Annotated in this window: 16 protein-coding genes and 3 tRNA genes; 7 read left to right on the top strand and 12 right to left on the bottom strand. The window is 41.5% G+C overall.

Annotated features, from left to right (window positions below; translation table 11 throughout):
• Positions 1 to 5: 5 nt before the first annotated feature.
• The 4 genes from H5123_RS06535 (at position 6) to H5123_RS06520 (ending at position 2,079) form a co-directional block, all read left to right on the top strand.
• Positions 6 to 1,442: a glyceraldehyde-3-phosphate dehydrogenase gene (locus tag H5123_RS06535; RefSeq protein WP_182697410.1), complete on the top strand. Its 1,437-nt coding sequence runs from the start codon at positions 6 to 8 to the stop codon at positions 1,440 to 1,442.
• A gap of 310 nt (positions 1,443 to 1,752) precedes the next feature.
• Positions 1,753 to 1,828 (top strand) — tRNA-Gly (locus H5123_RS06530).
• Positions 1,829 to 1,870: 42 nt separating this feature from the next.
• A tRNA-Cys gene (locus H5123_RS06525) sits at positions 1,871 to 1,944 on the top strand.
• A gap of 49 nt (positions 1,945 to 1,993) precedes the next feature.
• A tRNA-Leu gene (locus H5123_RS06520) sits at positions 1,994 to 2,079 on the top strand.
• 789 nt (positions 2,080 to 2,868) lie between these two features.
• On the opposite strand, the gene H5123_RS06515 is transcribed toward H5123_RS06520, so the two are convergent.
• From H5123_RS06515 to betI, 6 genes are all read right to left on the bottom strand, one after another.
• Positions 2,869 to 3,354, bottom strand: coding sequence for a MarR family winged helix-turn-helix transcriptional regulator (locus H5123_RS06515; protein WP_124014928.1), 486 nt, complete (start codon positions 3,352 to 3,354; stop codon positions 2,869 to 2,871).
• Between the two features lie 125 nt (positions 3,355 to 3,479).
• Positions 3,480 to 4,187, bottom strand: a complete 708-nt coding sequence (locus tag H5123_RS06510) for a TorF family putative porin (protein ID WP_182697409.1) — start codon at positions 4,185 to 4,187, stop codon at positions 3,480 to 3,482.
• Between the two features lie 27 nt (positions 4,188 to 4,214).
• On the bottom strand, positions 4,215 to 5,432 hold the full coding sequence (locus H5123_RS06505) for a BCCT family transporter (protein WP_124014926.1): 1,218 nt from the start codon (positions 5,430 to 5,432) through the stop codon (positions 4,215 to 4,217).
• 198 nt (positions 5,433 to 5,630) lie between these two features.
• Positions 5,631 to 7,325: a choline dehydrogenase gene (gene betA, locus H5123_RS06500; RefSeq protein ID WP_124014925.1), complete on the bottom strand. Its 1,695-nt coding sequence runs from the start codon at positions 7,323 to 7,325 to the stop codon at positions 5,631 to 5,633.
• Between the two features lie 13 nt (positions 7,326 to 7,338).
• Positions 7,339 to 8,805: a betaine-aldehyde dehydrogenase gene (gene betB, locus H5123_RS06495; RefSeq protein ID WP_182697408.1), complete on the bottom strand. Its 1,467-nt coding sequence runs from the start codon at positions 8,803 to 8,805 to the stop codon at positions 7,339 to 7,341.
• The gene (gene betI, locus H5123_RS06490; protein WP_124014923.1) at positions 8,793 to 9,401 is read right to left on the bottom strand and encodes a transcriptional regulator BetI; all 609 of its coding nucleotides are present in this window, start codon (positions 9,399 to 9,401) and stop codon (positions 8,793 to 8,795) included. Before betI ends, betB begins: the two co-directional genes overlap by 13 nt.
• Positions 9,402 to 10,411: 1,010 nt before the next feature.
• Between betI and H5123_RS06485 the strand changes: the two genes are divergently transcribed.
• Positions 10,412 to 10,618, top strand: a complete 207-nt coding sequence (locus H5123_RS06485; RefSeq protein WP_182697407.1) for a hypothetical protein — start codon at positions 10,412 to 10,414, stop codon at positions 10,616 to 10,618.
• 417 nt (positions 10,619 to 11,035) lie between these two features.
• On the opposite strand, the gene H5123_RS06480 is transcribed toward H5123_RS06485, so the two are convergent.
• Both H5123_RS06480 and H5123_RS06475 read right to left on the bottom strand, forming a co-directional pair.
• Positions 11,036 to 11,557 carry an NADPH-dependent FMN reductase gene (locus H5123_RS06480; RefSeq protein WP_124014921.1) on the bottom strand — a complete coding sequence of 174 codons (522 nt, stop codon included), beginning with the start codon at positions 11,555 to 11,557 and terminating at the stop codon, positions 11,036 to 11,038.
• 552 nt (positions 11,558 to 12,109) lie between these two features.
• Positions 12,110 to 14,179, bottom strand: coding sequence for a M13 family metallopeptidase (locus H5123_RS06475; RefSeq protein ID WP_182697406.1), 2,070 nt, complete (start codon positions 14,177 to 14,179; stop codon positions 12,110 to 12,112).
• 290 nt (positions 14,180 to 14,469) lie between these two features.
• Between H5123_RS06475 and H5123_RS06470 the strand changes: the two genes are divergently transcribed.
• Both H5123_RS06470 and H5123_RS06465 read left to right on the top strand, forming a co-directional pair.
• Positions 14,470 to 14,859 carry an antitoxin Xre-like helix-turn-helix domain-containing protein gene (locus tag H5123_RS06470; RefSeq protein WP_182697405.1) on the top strand — a complete coding sequence of 130 codons (390 nt, stop codon included), beginning with the start codon at positions 14,470 to 14,472 and terminating at the stop codon, positions 14,857 to 14,859.
• Positions 14,843 to 15,526 (top strand): RES family NAD+ phosphorylase, encoded by a 684-nt coding sequence (locus tag H5123_RS06465; RefSeq protein ID WP_182697404.1) that lies wholly within the window; start codon positions 14,843 to 14,845, stop codon positions 15,524 to 15,526. The genes H5123_RS06470 and H5123_RS06465 overlap by 17 nt, the downstream gene beginning before the upstream one ends.
• 174 nt (positions 15,527 to 15,700) lie before the next feature.
• Here the strand turns inward: H5123_RS06465 and H5123_RS06460 are convergent, their stop codons facing one another.
• Genes H5123_RS06460 through H5123_RS06445 form a run of 4 tightly spaced genes read right to left on the bottom strand, consistent with a single transcriptional unit; the run spans position 15,701 to position 19,152 of the window.
• The gene (locus H5123_RS06460; RefSeq protein ID WP_182697403.1) at positions 15,701 to 16,285 is read right to left on the bottom strand and encodes a membrane integrity-associated transporter subunit PqiC; all 585 of its coding nucleotides are present in this window, start codon (positions 16,283 to 16,285) and stop codon (positions 15,701 to 15,703) included.
• A 19-nt stretch (positions 16,286 to 16,304) separates the two neighbouring features.
• Positions 16,305 to 17,276 carry an MlaD family protein gene (locus H5123_RS06455; protein ID WP_182697402.1) on the bottom strand — a complete coding sequence of 324 codons (972 nt, stop codon included), beginning with the start codon at positions 17,274 to 17,276 and terminating at the stop codon, positions 16,305 to 16,307.
• Positions 17,273 to 18,037 (bottom strand): ABC transporter ATP-binding protein, encoded by a 765-nt coding sequence (locus H5123_RS06450; RefSeq protein WP_182697401.1) that lies wholly within the window; start codon positions 18,035 to 18,037, stop codon positions 17,273 to 17,275. Before H5123_RS06450 ends, H5123_RS06455 begins: the two co-directional genes overlap by 4 nt.
• A 2-nt stretch (positions 18,038 to 18,039) precedes the next feature.
• Entirely contained in the window at positions 18,040 to 19,152 is a 1,113-nt protein-coding gene (locus tag H5123_RS06445) for an ABC transporter permease (protein WP_182697400.1), read from the bottom strand.
• Between the last annotated feature and the right edge of the window lie 155 nt (positions 19,153 to 19,307).

Genomic DNA, 19,307 nt, shown 5'->3' with positions numbered 1-19,307 from the left:
CCTACATGAGCGCAGATAAACATTTACAAAGCTGGCAAGAACGTTTCGAAATGGCAGAAGCAATGCAACCGTTGCTTGGCAAGTTGTATCGTAACCAAGGTATTGAGGTTATGGTATATGGTAAACCACTACTCAATGCATCAACCATCGAAATCATTAAGTCACACCGTTTAGTACGTCGTCATGTCGGTGAAAAATTACGTCTTCGTGAAAGTTTCCCATTTGTTGTAGCACTTAGCAAATTAGCCATCAAGCATTGCCGAGTCGATATTGGTAAATTAGCGATTAATTACTGGCGTGATAACAAGGATGCAAGTGGTATCGAAGCTTATATGGCACAGGAGTTGTCAGAAGCGGTTAATCATGGTGATGACACCCCAGCTCGTGATGTTGTACTTTATGGCTTCGGTCGAATAGGGCGTTTGTTAGCTCGATTACTCATTGAGCGTACTGGTAAAAGTAATAAAATGCGCCTTCGTGCCATTGTATTGCGTGGTGGTAAAAAAGGTGATTTAGAAAAGCGTGCCAGTTTATTACGTCGTGACTCAGTACACGGACCATTTAATGGTTCGGTTGAAGTTGACGAAGAAAACAACGCAATTATTGCCAATGGAACTTACATTCAAGTCATTTACGCTAACTCACCAGATGAAGTTGATTACACTAAGTATGATATTAACAACGCGTTAATTGTTGATAACACAGGTATTTGGAAAGATGAAGCTGGTTTAGGTTTACACCTTAAGAGCCCTGGAGCAGCAAAAGTATTATTAACAGCTCCAGCCAAAGGTGCGATTAAAAATATCGTTTACGGCGTTAATGAAAACGATATCCTTGATTTAGACACCATAGTGTCAGCGGCAAGTTGTACAACTAATGCCATCACACCAGTGTTAAAAGCGGTTAATGACAAATATGTGATTGAAAATGGTCACGTAGAAACGATTCACTCATATACCAACGATCAAAATTTAATTGATAACTATCACAGTGCAGATCGCCGTGGACGTAGCGCTCCGCTTAACATGGTCATTACCGAAACAGGCGCGGCTAAAGCTGTTGCTAAAGCATTGCCTATATTAGCGGGTAAACTAACCGGTAACGCGATTCGTGTTCCAACGCCTAACGTCTCTATGGCTATTATCAGTGTTAATTTACAACACGAAACTAATCGTGATGAACTGAATGAATACTTAAAAGATGTCGCATTGCAATCTGGGTTACAAAATCAAATCGATTTTACTGAATCGACTGAAATTGTTTCAAGTGACTTAGTGGGTTCACGTTATGCAGGTGTTGTCGATTCACAAGCAACGATTGCAGAGGGTAAACGTGCCATTTTGTACGTATGGTATGACAACGAATTTGGTTATAGCTGCCAGGTTGTTGGCGTTATGCAAAAAATGCTTGGCTTAACCACATTATCACTACCTAAAAACTAATATTTAATTAGTACCAAGTTTGCTGACAGTGGATGTTTAACAAGGTTTGCAAAGTTAATATCGCTGTTTATTGAGTACTTACCCAGTATGTAGTCTTGAAAGCATCTCTTTGGAGATGCTTTTTTATCCGCCTTGTAATATATTTAATCAGAATGATGATTTATGCATCAAACAGTCATTTTGTTGCAATAAATCTGTTTTTATTGATTGACTATCAGAGCTAAAACGGTAGAATGCCATTCCGCAGTCAGGGGAAACATCCTCTTATTGCAACGTCTCGTTTTAAATAGAGCGTTAAAGAGATACAAATGCGACATTAGCTCAGTTGGTAGAGCGATACCTTGCCAAGGTATAGGTCATCGGTTCGAACCCGATATGTCGCTCCAATTTCTTATCTCCTCCGATGGATTTGATTTTGGTTAAAGCATGGCGCGATGGCAGAATGGCTATGCTACGGATTGCAAATCCGTCTATCTCGGTTCGACTCCGGGTCGCGCCTCCACAAAATTGCGTTTAATGGTTACTTTTAGTAGCGGTTAAAACAACACTTTGCCCGAGTGGTGGAATCGGTAGACACAAGGGATTTAAAATCCCTCGCTGAATAAGCGTGCCGGTTCAAGTCCGGCCTCGGGTACCATTATTTATAGTAAGAAATTACATACTTAAGTATGGTGTAAAAAAGCCTCAACAATAGTTGGGGCTTTTTTACGTCTGCAATTTGGCTTATATATTCAAAGGTAAGAAGATATAAGCAGAGAAGATAAAATCCCTCGCGCTCTGGTTGAACATCAGGCGTACAGGCGCAAGTCCGGCCTCGGGTACCATTATAATCTCTAGAAATAGAGAGTGGTGTAAAAAAGCCTCAACATTAGTTGGGGCTTTTTTACGTCTGTAATTTAGCTTACACATTCAGTGATAAGTAGATAGATAAAAAGCTGAAAAGATAAAATCCCTCGCGCTCTGGTTGAACATCAGGCGCAAGTCCGGCCTCGGGTACCATTATAATCTCTAGAAATAGAGAGTGGTGTAAAAAAGCCTCAACAATAGTTGGGGCTTTTTTACGTCTGTAATTTAGCCTACACATTCAGTGATAAGTAGATAGATAAAATGCTGAAAAGATAAAATCCCTCGCGCTCAGCTTAAACATCAGGCGTACAGGCGCAGGTTAATTTGATGATATATCGCGTATTGATCTTAATATTGTGGGCTGATTTTAGATATAGCCACAATATGCCATGCATGAGTTAAAGGCCAGTAATGAGCTTGGTGTGAATTTGGTATGAGGTTTATATTTTAATCGGGTTGCACTGCAAGGCATCGCAATGATTGCTAAGCAATAGCATCATCTGGAGGGCTAAGAGATTAAAGGCTAGGCTAGCAGCTTATAACGCAAGATTATTCTTGCGCTACAGGCTGTAAAGGGGACTTATTGAGCTGGATCGTCTACTTGAATTTGGCCGACGTACAATACAGGCGCCGCATCAATATCATTTGCATCCATCATGGTGGCGATGCGCTCAACGGCCGACAATAATTGGCTTTGTTCCCATTCTTCAAGATTTTGATAACGCATAATAAAATGCTCTTGTAGCGGTTTAGGTGCACTGTTTAATAATGTTTTACCAGCATCACTCAATGACAAGTGTACTTTGCGCTTGTCAGTTTCACTGCGCGTTCTAATCACCATGCCACGATTTTCGAGTCGATCAATTATGGTCGTCACTGTCGCCGCACTTAAATTAATCTCTTGCGCGATTTTTTTTGCTAATGGTGCTTCAAGTTGATCCACTTTCTGCATAACCATTAATTGTGGTCCAGTCAGACCGGATAGTTTATTTAATTGACGCGAGTGAATATCAATAGCTCTGATCACTCGCCGTAATGAAATTAGTAGTTGTTCGTATTTTTCCATAATCCCCTCATAATTCACCACGCACCATAACAGAATTCAGCTTATGACTCATGTCCAATATCAAAAAAAAGCAGAATAATGCTATAGACATTATTCTGCTTGGTTATTTTTTCAATTATGGCAAATTATAAGCTAAAAGTACGCGCCACAGATACCACAGCACGAGTATCACTGATATCGCTATCTAGGCTGGTATCTTCTACTGCAAGGTTGAAATCAAACCCTTCCCAGCTCGTCATGTATTCTGCACGATAATGGTTGTAAGAATCGCTGTCACCCCATGCCCACTTATTTTCGTCTTGCGACGTTGAACGATCGAAGCTGACGCGAATGTCATGACCTTCTGCAACAGTGAAGGTATGGGCTGCCATCATGATGTAATGACCTGCATCAACACCAAAATAATCCCATGAGTACCAGAAGTTTAATTCACTTTGACCAAGCGATGAAGCATAACCAAACTTGGTGTATACCTCTGGATAGTAATACTCATCAGAGGCATCATCGCCGTGATATGTGTAGTAAGCAATACCCGCATCGAGCGATACTCGATCGGTTAACTCAAAATATTTACCAGCATAAAAATCAAGCTCTAGCCAAGTATCATCTCCGCTGCCAAAATCTACGTTTGATGCCCAAGCACCGACATACCAACCATCATCGGCCGCGTAATCTAGGCTAGCTTGTAGTGCTGGGCTATTATCTGTTTGGCTTACACCATTAAAAGTGTAATCAGACGTTGCATTAACCGTTGTGCTCAGTTCTCCTGCCATGACAGAAGTGGGTAGGGTAAATAAACTTAATAAGGCTAACTTTTTTATTGTCGTGTTCATCATTATTCCTTGGATTGTTTTTATTGTTTAGTCTGCTAATTCGATTTTAGTAAAATCGATTTTATTTTCTTTTGGAGAGCGTTCAATATCCCCGACCGTACGATGGTGCGATTTCAAAATGTATATGAAACAGCTTAATATCAAGCCTATAGCCAGTGCGCCTACTAATTGAATCTGTAAAAAGTCTAGTTTAAATAATAAGGTTAAGCCACTCAGTACAACAATATTACCAACGATATAAGGAACTTTACCAAAACGTTCAACAGTGATGTTCAAATTGTCAGTATATAAACGAACGAGTGAATCTAATGAGTTAATTACAAATGTTATCCCTACTACTACCATAGCAAGATTATAAAACCCTGAGGTATCGAGAGCGTTTGCACTGTAGTAATACAACACTGTAAACCAAATCGCGATCGGGATTGAAGGGAATACCATCATAGCCAGTAACACTTGATAGGTTTTCATACCACCCACAAAGCGTGCCGTAAATTGACCAATCATAATGCTCCAAGCAAACCACCAGAACAGGTAGAACTCATGATAATCGTTTATCGGTAGTACAAAGTTATGAATATTAGCAAAGTAGTCGCCAATTAATGCAAATGTAGTGAAAAACTCACCGACACTTGAGTCATCTGATAAAAATGCACCAGACCACATAACGGCGATTAAGCCTAAGAATAGCCAAGTACTGCCTAAACTGAGATAACGAACATAGCGAATACTGGTGCTTGAATACACTGCTGCAGCAATAACCATAAACACAATGAGGTAGAAGCTGCCGACAATGCTTTCACCATCACCTAACTGTGGTAAATACCAAGGTAAATTGCTTAATAATAAATAAGCGGTGAAGGCACACGTACCAATGATGACGATGTTATTGATAAACTTAATCAGTGGAATTTCAAAATACTTTACTCTGGGTTCAATGACACAGAAGTAGAAGCAGGTTAAAAAGTAAAATGCCCAAATTAAGCAGGCCCAAAAGCCAAACTCAATTGCCAGTGGATTAGTAAATCCATATTCTGGACTGGCAGCTAAATCGGCATAACCGGCAAACTCGGTCAACGGGAACATGATTAAACCTACATCAAGCCCGGAGGTGAACAAAATAGCAATAAAGGTAAACTTACGTACTGGGGTGACACCAATACACTGCATGTTACCCCAACGATAAATCACAAATGCGATTGCGGCAAAAGTAAATAGAATACCTATTGATAACCAGGTCGTCATTTTTTGGCTCCTTGTTGTATGTTTTTAATGCCATAGAACAATTTTTAAAGGCAAAATGCCCTCAAGCCTTAAGTATCGTGTTGACGATAGTTAAACCCTGATAGATTGATCTCAGCTAAATTGGCCATTTACAATTGTGAAGGTTGGCCACAACCTGCTATTGATGTGTATATAGGAATACACATCAATGAATGAGGGCTAATCGGAATGTCGTTTCGGAGCTTGTAAGCGTTGTGATGTTTGCCAATGCTTAGCAATAGTCACTTTTGCCAAACTGGGTGCCAGTGGCTTGTTACCTAAAATAATGTCGGCAGCACGCTCGGCAACCATGATGGTCGGTGAGTTCAAATTCCCATTAGGAATGGTTGGAAAAATAGATGAGTCAACGACTCTTAAACCGTTAATACCGTGAACTTTCGTTTCTGAATCAACCACGGCCATATCATCCTCACCCATTTTGCACGAGCAAGAAGGGTGATAGGCACTTTCAACTGAGCTTCTGACAAAACGGTCAATTTCTTCATCGGTTTTGACCGCTAAGCCTGGCTGAATTTCTTCACCACGATATTCATCTAAACCCGGTTGATTAATAATTTCACGGGTCAAACGAACGCACGCTCTAAAACCTTCGATATCATCTTGATGTGACAAATAATTGAACTGAATTTGTGGGGCAACCTTGGCATCATTTGATACGACCGTGACTGCACCGCGGCTTTTAGGTTTGTTGTGGCCAATATGCACTTGGAAACCATGGCCCGCAAACGCTTCTTTACCGTCGTAACGCATTGCAGCAGGTAGGAAATGATATTGCAGATCTGGCCACTCTAAACCGGCTTTTGAGCGGATAAAACCACAAGACTCAAAATGGTTAGTTGCGCCTAAACCCGATTTATTTAAAATCCATCGCGCACCAATAAATAATTTGCTTAATGGATCTATCTTGCCATTAAGCGAAATCGGTTTTAAGCACTTAAATTGGAAGTAAAACTCTAAATGATCTTGCAAGTTTTGGCCTACACCAGGCAATTGATGAACTTGCTCAATACCTGCACTCGCTAATGTACTGGCATCGCCAATGCCCGACAGTTGTAAAATATGCGGCGAACCAATAGAACCTGCTGATAAAATCACTTCTTTATTGCAGTTAACATCAATTAACTCGCCTTTACGTTCGTAACGAACGCCAACAGCCGTTTTGCCTTGCATAATTACTTTATGTACAAGCGCATGAGTAACCACGGTTAAATTCGAGCGTTTCATCGCAGGGCGAAGGTACGCATTGGCTGTAGACCAACGCACGCCGTTTTTAACTGTCATGTGCATTGGGCCAAAGCCCTCTTGCTGACTGGCATTGTAATCACTCGTCGCTAGGTAACCGGCATCGACACCTGCATCAACAAAAGCTTGATATAACGGGTTTTTCATCTCATTACCGTTATTAACTGCTAATGGACCTTTATCACCGCGATAAACATTACCGCCAAAAGACCAGGTTTCAGCTTTTTTAAAGTAAGGCAGACAGTGAGCATAATCCCAGTCTTTTGCACCTTGTTGCTGCCACTCGTCAAAATCACGCGCATGGCCACGCACATAAACCATGCCATTAATGGATGATGAGCCGCCGAGTACCTTGCCTCGAGGGCAATGCATACGACGATTATCTAAATGGGGCTCTGCTTCTGTTTCAAACTGCCATGCATACTTTTTGGTATTCATCGGGATAGATAACGCCGTAGGCATCTGAATAAAAATGCTTTTGTCGCTACCTCCGGTTTCAAGTATGAGGACTTTATTGTCTGGGTTTTCCGTTAAGCGGTTGGCTAATACACAACCTGCGCTTCCGGCACCGACAATAATATAATCGTATTCATGAGATATTTGCGTAGACATTAATTGGTCACTCCTAAAATGGGCTTTCAAGTGACTGCATACCAACGTAAACAGCTTTAATTTGGGTGTATGCTTTCAAGGTTTCAGAGCCATTCTCGCGGCCAATACCAGACATTTTGTAACCACCAACCGGCATTTCTGCTGGTGAGGCACCATAAGCATTGATCCAACAAATACCAGCTTGAATTTGATGAATAACCCGATGAGCGCGAGTAATGTCTTGGGTAAACACCCCAGCCGCTAAGCCGAGATGTGTACTATTGGCACGTTTAACGACTTCGTCTTCATCAGTAAAGGTCAATACCGACATGACTGGGCCAAAGACTTCTTCTTTAGATAGCGTCATTTCATCAGTGCAATCAGTAAAAATTGTTGGCGCGACAAAGAAACCATTTGGCGCATTGGCAGGTTTTAATGCACTGCCGCCCGTTAACAAAGTCGCCCCTTCTTGTTTACCAATCTCAATGTAATCAAGCACTTTTTGTTGATGATCTCGTGAAATCAACGCGCCGAAATTAGTGTTTTGGTCCATTGGGTCGCCGCAAACAATATTCTGCTCAGTACGTTCTTTTAAACGTTGAATAAATCGTGGATAAATATCTTGCTGCACAAAGACTCTCGTACCATTGGTACACACTTCGCCTTGCGTATAAAAATTGGCTAACATTGCTGCAGAAACGGCATTTTCAACATCGGCATCGTTAAAGATTATCAATGGCGACTTACCACCAAGTTCCATGGTTACGTCTTTAAGTGTTCCCGCCGCAGCGGCCATGACTTTTTTACCGGTACCGACTTCGCCAGTAAATGACACTTTAGCGATATCTTCATTACTGGTTAGCCATGCGCCCACTTTACCGTCACCTTGAACAACGTTAAATACGCCATCTGGTACGCCAGCTTGTGTGAATATTTCTGCCAAACGCATCGCACCACGTGGTGTTTCTTCTGATGGCTTAAAAATCATTACATTACCGCAAGCGAGAGCAGGGGCCGCTTTCCAACAAGCTATTTGCAGCGGATAGTTCCAAGCACCAATACCGGCACAAATGCCTAATGGCTCGCGGCGAGTGTAATAAAAGTCCGCTCCAACAGGTTGTTGATTGCCTTCAATACTTGGGGCAAGTCCGGCAAAGAACTCTATAGAGTCGGCGCCAGTAACCACATCAACTACCGATGCTTCTTGCCATGGCTTACCGGTATCCAATACTTCACCTGCAGCAAGTTCATCATTTTGTTCACGTAGTAGGGCAACGGCTTTTAATAAAATGCGGCTACGTTCGATTGGCGTCATTGCCGACCAAATTGCAAATCCTGCTTTCGCGCTCGCAATAGCCGCCTGTTGTACTGTTTCGGTAGCCACTTCAACTAAATAACTGACATCACCAGTCGCAGGATTAATAACCTCGAAGGTTTCTCCGCTACCATTTGAAATGTATTTACCGTGAACATAATTTTGGTATGTAATTAACGCTGACATTCAATTTCTCCGTGTTGCACGATCGCAGCCTCAATAAAGGCTTTAGATAAAATTTGGGCTTGCTTAAAATCTTCTATAGGGGTGGAGCTCAGCGCGCTGCGTAACCAAAAACCATCAATCACTGCAGCGGTTTGCTTTGCTGCATTAATCGCTGCGGTATTGGGTAATAATTGCTTAAACGAAAAAAGCAGATTGCTGTATAACCGCTGACTATTAATATTTTGTAATCTTGCCAGCCCTGGATCGTGCATCGCTTGGGACCAGAAGCTTAACCATGTTTTTGTCGCGGCATTTGAACGTTGTAATTCAGTAAAGTTTGCTTCCACTATCATCGAAAGCCGTGCTACTGGAGTTAATGTTTTGCCTGATGTTCTCGTCAGTAATGCCTGCTTTAATTCATCTAACAGAAATTTCTGCGTGGCTTCTATTAACCCTTGCTTGCCACCAAAATAGTGACTGATAATTCCCGATGACATTCCCGCCAAGCCACTAATGGTATTAATCGTAGTGTGTTGCAACCCATGACGTTCGACTGACATTAACGTGGCATTTATCAGCTGTTGTTGTCTGACGTTTTTCATTATCGGTCTTGACATAAAAGGGGTCCGTTATCTGTATTAAGAATTATTAATTGAACGCTCAATTAATAAGTATGCTAATGATTAGTGCTGTAACTATCAAGCTATAATTTGATATAGGTCACAACAAAGTGGTTGTAAAATAGGGTAGGAATGCGATTATTTTCTGTAAATCTATGTTTTACATAGGTTGATTGTTGCGATCTTAACGTTGATCTTATGTTGTTAAAAACAAAAAATTTTACATGAAATCATTACAGCTGCAGTTATTTTTGGATTTTTTATAAAAAATCGACATCATCGTAACGTCGATATTTGTCATCAATAATCCTTTATTGATGAACCGTTATTGATGGTTAACATCTAAGAAAACGTTAATCTGCAACCCACTATCGTGATCATGAGTTATCGATCGTCACCATTTTAAGTACGTAACATTTAGAACTAATGGGGGGTTAACATTTACAGGAAAATGCCTATCTGATGCACTTAAGTCATTAGCCAGATTAACTGTAAGGCTCAATATAATTCTGCATCGATGTCAGTGATTGATCATTGAAAGGGAGTGGCTTGTGAGTAACTGGCGATAGATAGGTAAACAAGTTCCATGCTATAACCTTATACAAGCTTATGATCTAAGGTGTAGATATTAAGATTGTTAACTAAGAAACCATTAAATATTCAATTATCAGGCGTTAACTAAGTGGTTAAAGATGAGCAGTAGACGATCAATGATTATCTTAAAGCCTTATTATAATGGTCAATTATCAGGCGTTAATTAAGCGGTTAAAGATGGGCAGTAGACGATCAATGATTATCTTAACGCTTTATTTTAATGGTCAATTATCAAGCGTTAACTAAGCGGTTAAAGATGGGCAGTAGACGATCAATGATTATCTTAAAGCCTTATTATAATGGCCAATTATCAGGCGTTAACTAAGCGGTTAAAGATGGGCAGTAGACGATCAATGATTATCTTAACGCTTTATTTAATGGTCAATTATCAGGTGTTAGCTAAGAGGTTAAAGATGGGAAGTGCATCAATGATCATGTGGAGTGTTCTATTTGGCGCTATTGGTATGGGTTATTTTGTTTTTGGTAAACGCCAACGTGCGATTGTCCCCTTGTGTATTGGCATCGCGTTATTTGTGTTTCCTTATTTTGTTGCCAGTGTCACTAGCTTACTGATTATAGGCGTTGTTTTAGTTGCGATCCCCTACTTTATCCGGCTTTAGTCGTGAATATCTGCCACGATTTAGCATCAGAGTTAAATCTGACCATTGCTACACTAGTGGCTTTTTATGCTCCAAAGAAAGTGGCTCTGAAATAAAGGTTTAGCATTTTTTATGTTTGGTTGAATGGGCTTTAAGATTGTACCCTCATTACAGTCAATCACCTGCAGTGGGCTTATGTGCAGATACTGTTTCGGGACGCTTTGCGCCGTCCATGGCCGCTTGTATGCCTTGGAATATATAGATATACGTGAAAGGCCATGGTCAGAATCGGTGAAGTCAGCTTTGTTGTACTCGTAGTCAGAATCCTTAAACATAATTTCATCAATGCTTTCTTTTTGTATAATATACTCAAGCATTCTGACTCTTGTTGTATTGTTAGTTACCTAAGAGGGAAAATATCCCCTCAAAAAGACAAACTTAGAATTTACTGATTGCAGCAAGCAAACTTTGATTGAATGTCTTATCAGTAACGACGCCTTCCTCTAAGTCAAAATTATCAAAAAAGCTTGGTAATGATATAGCGGCTATTACTGTTGCAGCAAAGTAGGGCGCTGATGCTTGCGCTGCGGCTAAGACACTTTGCGCTCCTCCAGGACCTGGCGAGGTGGACAGCATAAGAATCGGTTTATTTTGAAAGACTTTCATGTCTATTCGAGATGTCCAATCGAACAGGTTTTTATAGGCTGATGTATATGAGCCATTGTATTCAGCGAATGACATCACGATAGTATCTGCTGCGCCAATCGCGTTATAAAAATCGTGTGCTAATTGCGGAATACCAAATTCAGTTTCTCTGTCTACGCTGTATATGGGCATTTCAAAGTCATGAATGTCGATTAACGATATATCTGCGTTGTTGATTTGCTGTGCGGCATAAAAAGCCAATTTTTTGTTAATAGAGTTTTTGCTGTTGCTTGTGCCGAAGGTCAGTACTTTCATTTTAATTCCCTGTGATCAATATTATTTCAAGTGTGCAGTATAGATTGCTTTTTAAGGGTGGCGCGCCTATCAACGCGAGGGCTAAAGTAACACCGCCACTAGTAAGTAAAAGTCACTGTATCCCAGCTTGGCGATGTGTAGTGGTCAAGTGAAGTTAGCCACTATTTTTAGTTAATTCAATTACTTTTTTATATTAAAGGTTATTCGAAATCATTCTGACTTATAAAATAACTAACACACTTCTATCCCTAAACGAGTTATAAAGTGCTCACACTGTATCGTCAGCGACGATGAACCAATATGTCTAGACCGTAAAAATATTCAAATGTTATTCCGTCATCGATCAATCTTGAAATAATTTGTATCTACTGTTGAAACTTTACTATTATCCATTTCATTCGTTTCTGATGTGAGTCATCAGGTTGCTGATATTTGTTCAAGCATTTGTGCCGATAGTGATAAAAAATGCCAGTCAGTTAACTGACTGGCATTTTTACATTGTGACGGATGCGTGTTGTAACTAAGACAACTTATTGCAGGTCTTTACTTAAATTACCAAATACGTACGCGTTGCTCTTCAGGTAAGTACAACTCGTCACCGGGTTTAACATCAAAGGCTTTGTACCAAGCATCGTGGTTACGTGGGGCGAGGGCGCGGTAACGACCTGGTGCATGAGTGCCAGCACGAAGTTGGCTTAACATGCTTTGCTCGGTGCGTTTTTCTTTCCACACTTGAGCCCAAGCTAAAAAGAAGCGTTGATCGCCAGTAACGCCATCAATAACCGGTGCTTCTTTACCTTTTAAGCTCAACTTATAAGCGTGGTACGCCATTGATAAGCCACCAACGTCGCCGATATTTTCACCTAAACTGTTACGTCCGTTGACAAAGTTTTCTGGAATAGGCTCATATTTGCTGTACTGTTCAGCCAGTTTATCGGCTTTAGCATCAAAGGCTGCGCGATCTTTGTCGGTCCACCAATTACGCTGAATACCATTGGCGTCTGATTTAGAGCCTTGATCATCAAATCCATGACCCATTTCGTGACCAATGACCGCACCAATACTGCCATAGTTAACCGCGGGATCTGCGTTTGGATCAAAAAATGGAGGTTGTAATATAGCCGCAGGGAACACAATCTCATTAAACGAGCTGTTGTAATAGGCATTGACTGTTTGCGGGGTCATGCCCCAACGATTACGATCGGTTTTTTCCAGTTCCTGAGCTACGCTGTCGGCTTGGAAGTATTTGCGCAGATTTTTAATATCACCGACTAAATCATTTTTAGTCAGGGTTAAACCATCAAATTCTTGCCATGAATCTGGATAACCAATTTTAGGGTTAAATGCCGCTAATTTAGCATGGGCATTCACTTTAGTTTCATCGCCCATCCACTCTAAACCATCAATACGCTGTCCAAGTGCTGTGCGTAAGTTTTCAACTAATTCGGCCATTTGTTGCTTAGACGACTCAGGAAAGTAACGTGATACATACACTTTACCGATTGCAAAGCCCAATGATTGAGTGCCTGACATTTCTTCTACCGCGCGTTTCCAACGTGGACGAGGTTGTTCTTGGCCTGTTAACTCTTTGCCATAAAAAGCAAAGTTAGTATTGAAAATATCTTCTGATAATAATCCGGCATTATTACTGACCGTGTGGTAGGTCAGATAGTCCTGCCATACATTTAATGGCTGTTGATTTATCAAGTCAATGATAGCCTTAACCGGTTCAGGTTCAGATATATTGAGTTGAGGGACTTGATAGCCTGTTTGTGCAAAATATAAATCCCAGTCAAATCCAGGATATTGCTGAGCAAGATCTGCGCGCTTAAGTTGGTTTAAGGTTAAATCGCGATTACGACGTTTCTCTCTAGGCCATTGTGCTTGTGCTATTTTAGTTTCAAGTGCAAGAATCGCCGCGGCACGTTTTTCACCGTCTTTTATCCCCGCAAAAGCCAACATTGCAGCGATATGCTCAACATAAGCTTTACGAATATTCACAAAGCGATCACTTTCTTCTAGGTAATATGAACGGTCTGGTAAACCCAAGCCACCAGCGCCAATGGTCATTTCATATTGATTAGGGTCTAAACGGTTAAACCACATTCCACCCCAAATAGGTGATGATGTACCTGTAAGCCAGGCTTCGCCGAATATTTTTGTTAAGTCTTGAGTCGAGTTGATTGCCGCTATTTGATCTAAGGTGCCTTTAATTGGTGTGATACCCAACTTATTAATGGTTTCGGTATCCATATAGGCATGATAAAAATCAGCAATTAATTGTTCTTCTGCATTTAAATCACTGCGGCCAGCAATATCATCAATAATTGCTTTGACTTGATCTTCACTGCGCTCAGCTAAGGCATTAAATGCGCCGTAACGGGTTTTGTCTGCTGGCATGACAAAGTTGTCGTACCAATGACCACTGGCATACATAAAGAAGTCATCGCCAGGTTTAACCGCTTCATTACGCGCTGTTAAGTCAATACCAAAAGTACCTAATTCAGCTTTAGCAGGAGCAGGCGAAGTGACGGCTGCAACCTGAGTATTTGTTGTATCAGATACACCACAACCTGCTAATAGTGCAGTGGTTAATCCAATCGCAATTAAGGATCTATTCATTGTTATCGTATTCCTTAGCCAATGTGTTGACAGAGTTATTTGCTTCGTCATCTTGAAAGAATGACACAAAATGTCAACATTTGAATTGTTAGCAAATTTTAGCAACTAGGTTATGAATAAGACATTTCAGCGATGAATCTTCCTTGTTAACTATGGTTTTTGCCACTTATCTCGCGATGATTTTACACCGTAAAAATAGTATAATTTGAATAAACTCCATGTGTGGAGTATTATTGGTTGTGGTAATGATTCGTTTTATATCGCTGTATAAATCTCTGAGGGGGCTGGATATGTCTGCAATTGAGCAAGCTGTGTTACAGCAAAATCCTGAAAAAACTGCCCAAGTCGCGCTGAAGGTGTTTTTTAATATCATGGATGCTTGGCATGTAAGAGCAAAAGATCAAATTGTGCTGTTAGGTAGGCCGGCCGAGTCGACATTTTATAATTGGAAAAAAGGTAAAGTGTCGTCATTGTCGCCAGATACCTTGGAGCGTATTTCATACGTTTTAGGCATTTATAAAGCCCTTGGGAGTTTATTTCCGACAAGAGATCAAGCCGATGCTTGGCCTCAAAAAGTCAATCAAGCCTTTAATAATCAAACAGCTTTGGAGTATATGCTAAAAGGTAGCATGATAAATTTGAGTGATATGCGGAGATACCTTGATGCACAACGAGGTTAATACCATTGAGCCTAACGCGGATAAGCTGTACAGATTAGTGCCCAGCCATTTTCCGCCTATCGACTTATTTGAACAGGTCGCCAACCCTGATGAGCTTGAGATAGTCTTTGCTATTGAATCACTCACCAACGACCGCTTACGTGAAGAAGCAGGCGACTTGGCCCTGGTGCCAGTAGAACAACGTATTTCTGGTATTGGAACCTCGCCAATAATGGCGGCATTTACCCATATTGGTACGCCATCACGCTTTACCGATGGTTGTCAATTTGGAGTGTATTATGCGGCTAAAACGTTACATACCGCCTTTGCTGAAACCATTTACCACCGAGAAGTGTTTTTACGCGCGACTAATGAGCCCGATACCGAACTCACTATGCGTTGCTATATTAATCAAGTCGCGTTGGCACTGCATGATATTAGATCCCAAGAATTTGATGACTTACACACAGATGACTACGCGATAGCACAGCAATTTGCTAAAGCATTGCGTGCCCGTGACAGTAACGGCCTGGTATATCGTAGTGTAAGAGACTGTGGTGGTGAATGTATTGCGGCATTCAAACCTAAAGCCGTCACAATCCCACAGCAAGGTGGGCATTACAAATACATCTGGAGTAGTAAAAAGCAAAAGATTGAGCACATATTAGAAGTCAATTTGATTAAGTAACCGCAGCCTTTTATCGGTTCTCATCTTCAGATAAACAAATGTAAAATGAATCGCATTTAATGCTACAACTCGTTTAATACCTAAATCTTTTACACGTTAGGCGCTCAAGCCGCTATCTAGAATCAACCTCACTATTCTATAAATTGCATTATCTCTTATGCTTAAACTTTCCGGTTAATCTGGCAGTTGTTGCAGTGACTTATCGATTTGCTCAGATAACTGAGCCAATAAATGGCTGTATGCACTAACCATGTCTGGTGCCGTTGCTCCTGCTTTGGTGACAGCAGTGAAGTGTTGCTGGGTGATATGTCGGTTTACTTGGTTATCGATAAGATCCCAATAAACATTTAGTCTGACATTGTTACTGTCTCTGCTTAAGCTCATAAGCTTTATTTTGACACTGTACTGCGGGCTATTTTCTGCTCCCCAGGGGAATAACACTAACTTACGACTATGATCGCTTTGGTTGAGATTAATACTCACGACACGGCCGATACCTTGATCTAATGGCTCAGCCCAGTAGCTGTTGGCTATTCTTTGTAGGCTGCCATCTTCAAGCGGATATACCATTTGAGTAAAGTTTAGGTACTCGGGTATTTCAATAGGGCCAATGCCAATATCGTATTCGAGTGATGTACTGCCGGGCTCTATCTGCAAGGACGGTGCGGTTAACACAAAGTACTGTTTTGGCGGTGAGCTTTGGCAGCCGCTGATCAGGCTAAGTGCCAATAAACTCACACTCCAATATAGTGATCTCATCCAAGATAGCCTCATAACATTATTCTCCTTGCTTACCACGTATAATCGCCTCGGGTTGCTCATCTAAGGTTTCACTTAAACTACGTAACGCCCGAGCTGTGCGGCTAATCTCTGCCAATGTATTGGTTAATTCAATCACGAGTGGGGAGTTTTGATCTAAAGAATTACCTGCTTGATTCGCCAACTGATCAATACTGACTAATGTTTTGTGCAGTGCCGCTAAACTGAGGTTGAGAGACTCAACCATTTGCGGTTCATCTTTATTCAACTGCATTAGTAAACTATCTAGTTTAGCCAGTACTTCGGCACTCTTGGTGCCTAATGTCGCCTGAGTTGTATCAATATGCGCAGCGGTGTTTCTAACGGCTGTTGCAGCGCTATCAAAATTATCCAGCGCTTGCTGTATTTTGCCACTGGCGGCAATGTCGCTAAGTTGCTGAGCCAATTTATCCACATTGGTGATGACGTTTTTCAAGTTCAATGATTGCAGATCTTTAAACAAGGATTCGAAATCAGTCGCTATGGTTGGTAGCTCCAATAATGAATCTTTGTCATCATGGAAATGTGCGGATGTGTTGGGATAAAAATCTAACTCAACATAGAGTTGTCCGGTTAATAAACTCAGATAATTCAGCTGAGCACGTAAGCCATTCTCTATCGCATGGGAGAAAAACTCTTCTCCCACTTGTATGCCTTTAAGATTGATGCGTTTCAACAGTAAATCGGCGTGAACTGAGGCCGTGACACCTTGGCTACTGTCGTTGGGGAAATCAATGCTAATATCGCTTATTTCACCAATGATTACGCCTTTTAACTTCACTGGCGCACCGACTTGAAGCCCTTGTACTGAGTTATTGAAATACATGACCACAGGCGCTTTTTCGGCAAATATTCGCCCACCAGAAAAAAATAGCAGGGCAATAAACACTAAAAGAATCGCGCCAAAGATAAAGGCCCCAATCGCAAGAGGAAGTCGCTGGCTTTTACTCATGATGCCTCCACTTTATCAGCACGATTGAGAAATTGTCGCACTCGAGCTTGGCTACTGTTAAGTTTTAATTCTCTCGGATCGCCACAATCAAGCATGGTATTGGTTTGATTATCGAGAAACACACAGCGGGTGCCGATTGACAATATACTGGGTAGCTCGTGCGATACGATAATCACGGTCGAGTCCAGTGCTTGGCAAATTTGCACAATTAGGTGATCTAAGCGCATAGAGCTAATGGGATCTAAGCCTGCTGAAGGCTCATCAAAAAATAACAATTGTGGATCCAGTGCAATCGCGCGTGCCAAGCCTGCACGCTTATGCATACCGCCACTTAATTCGGCAGGGTAAAATTTTTCAAATCCAGCTAAGCCAACTAAAGCAAGCTTATATGCCACAGCCTCTGCTATTTGCCGATCCGAAAGGTCGGTATACAGTTGTAGCGGTAAAGCCACATTTTCGGCAAGCGACATACTGGAAAACAACGCGCCAGTTTGAAACGTGATCCCCCAGTCTTTGAGCATGGCCACTTGCGCTGGTTCATCAGCGTCATAAAAGTTTTTACCTTGATAAAGTACTTCTCCCTTAAGTGGGGTTAACAATCCTACCATTGATTTAAGTAAGGTTGTTTTGCCGCAACCGCTTCCGCCAATGACAAAAAAGATATCATTTTTGTTAATCTCGAAGTTCAGTTGTTTTTGTACCTCGGTCGTACCATAACCGACACTAAGATTGCGTACACTGATGAAGGCATCATCCACCATAATTAGATCCCTAACTTATCGTATAAGATATTGAGCGCGGCATCGGAAACCACCAGAAACACAATGGCTTTAACTACAGCACTGGTCGTGGCTAAACCAACGGCATTAGAATCTCGCCCGCATTTAAGCCCGGCCTGACAACCTGCAATCGCAATCAAAAAACCAAAAATAAGGCTTTTTATCAACCCGGTGGATATGTCTACCCAATCAATGGCAACCTGAGTTTGTAAAATATATTGGGTGTAACTCACGCCCATGCCATTGGCAACTACTGCACCGCCGATCATGCCAATCACGTCAGAGTAAATGCACATTAACGGCATAATGAAAATCAATGCCAACAAGCGAGGTAACACCAGAAACTCCATGGTGGAAATACCCATGACTCGCAGCGCATCAATCTCTTCATTGACCTGCATGGTGCCTAATTGAGCGGCATACGCGGCTCCCGTTCTGCCAGCCATAATGACGCCTGTCATCAGGGCGCCCATTTCGCGTACCATTCCAATCGCCACTAAGTTAGCGACATACACCTGAGCACCTAACTGACGCAGCTGCACTGAACCTAAATAGGCTAAAATCATTCCAACTAGCAGACTAATCAAAGTGACAATCGCCAGTCCTTTAGGCCCTGCTTGTTCAATAAAAAATACGATATCACTGCGCCGAGTACTGGCTTTACCTCTTAACCAACGCCCTAATGCCAACGTGCTTTCCCCGACAAACACTAAGCCATCGTGCACCTGTAAGCCTTGTACAATCATGCCTTTACGAAGCGTGACCCACATGCCACCAATGACACCATCATTCGCCGTTTGATACACAGGCACATCGGTAGCTAGCTGCAGTAATTGTTGTAATCCTTGTGGGGTATCTTGAATATTGAGGGTTATTTTTTGTTGTTCACACCAGCGGGATAATTGTAATAAGGCAATGGCAAGGCTTGAATCCCACTGAGATAATTCAGTCGTCACTAATCTGACAGTATGGCAAGTTGCGGGAAGAGCGGCACAAATATCGGCACCTAGTGGTGCTTGGCCTAATTGCCAATCACCTGCAAGACTCAGGTCGCAGTTGTCATCGTGCATGTCGATATCAAATGTGGCGAGTGTCATACTAGACCCCAAAAAAAAGTAGCAATCAAGTGTATGTTTGCATCAAGTTCATTGTTGTACTGATCACAAGTGTAGACCAATCGCTCAAATTGTATTTTGACCTTGAACAAATAAACTCATTAACTATTAAACTGATAACGCTATCTAGCTGGCTA

The organism is Shewanella sp. SR43-4 (assembly GCF_014163845.1).
Taxonomy (GTDB): Bacteria; Pseudomonadota; Gammaproteobacteria; order Enterobacterales; family Shewanellaceae; genus Shewanella; species Shewanella vesiculosa.
The sequence above is the reverse complement of the archived record's forward strand: the minus strand, read 5'-3'. Positions and strand labels throughout refer to the sequence as shown.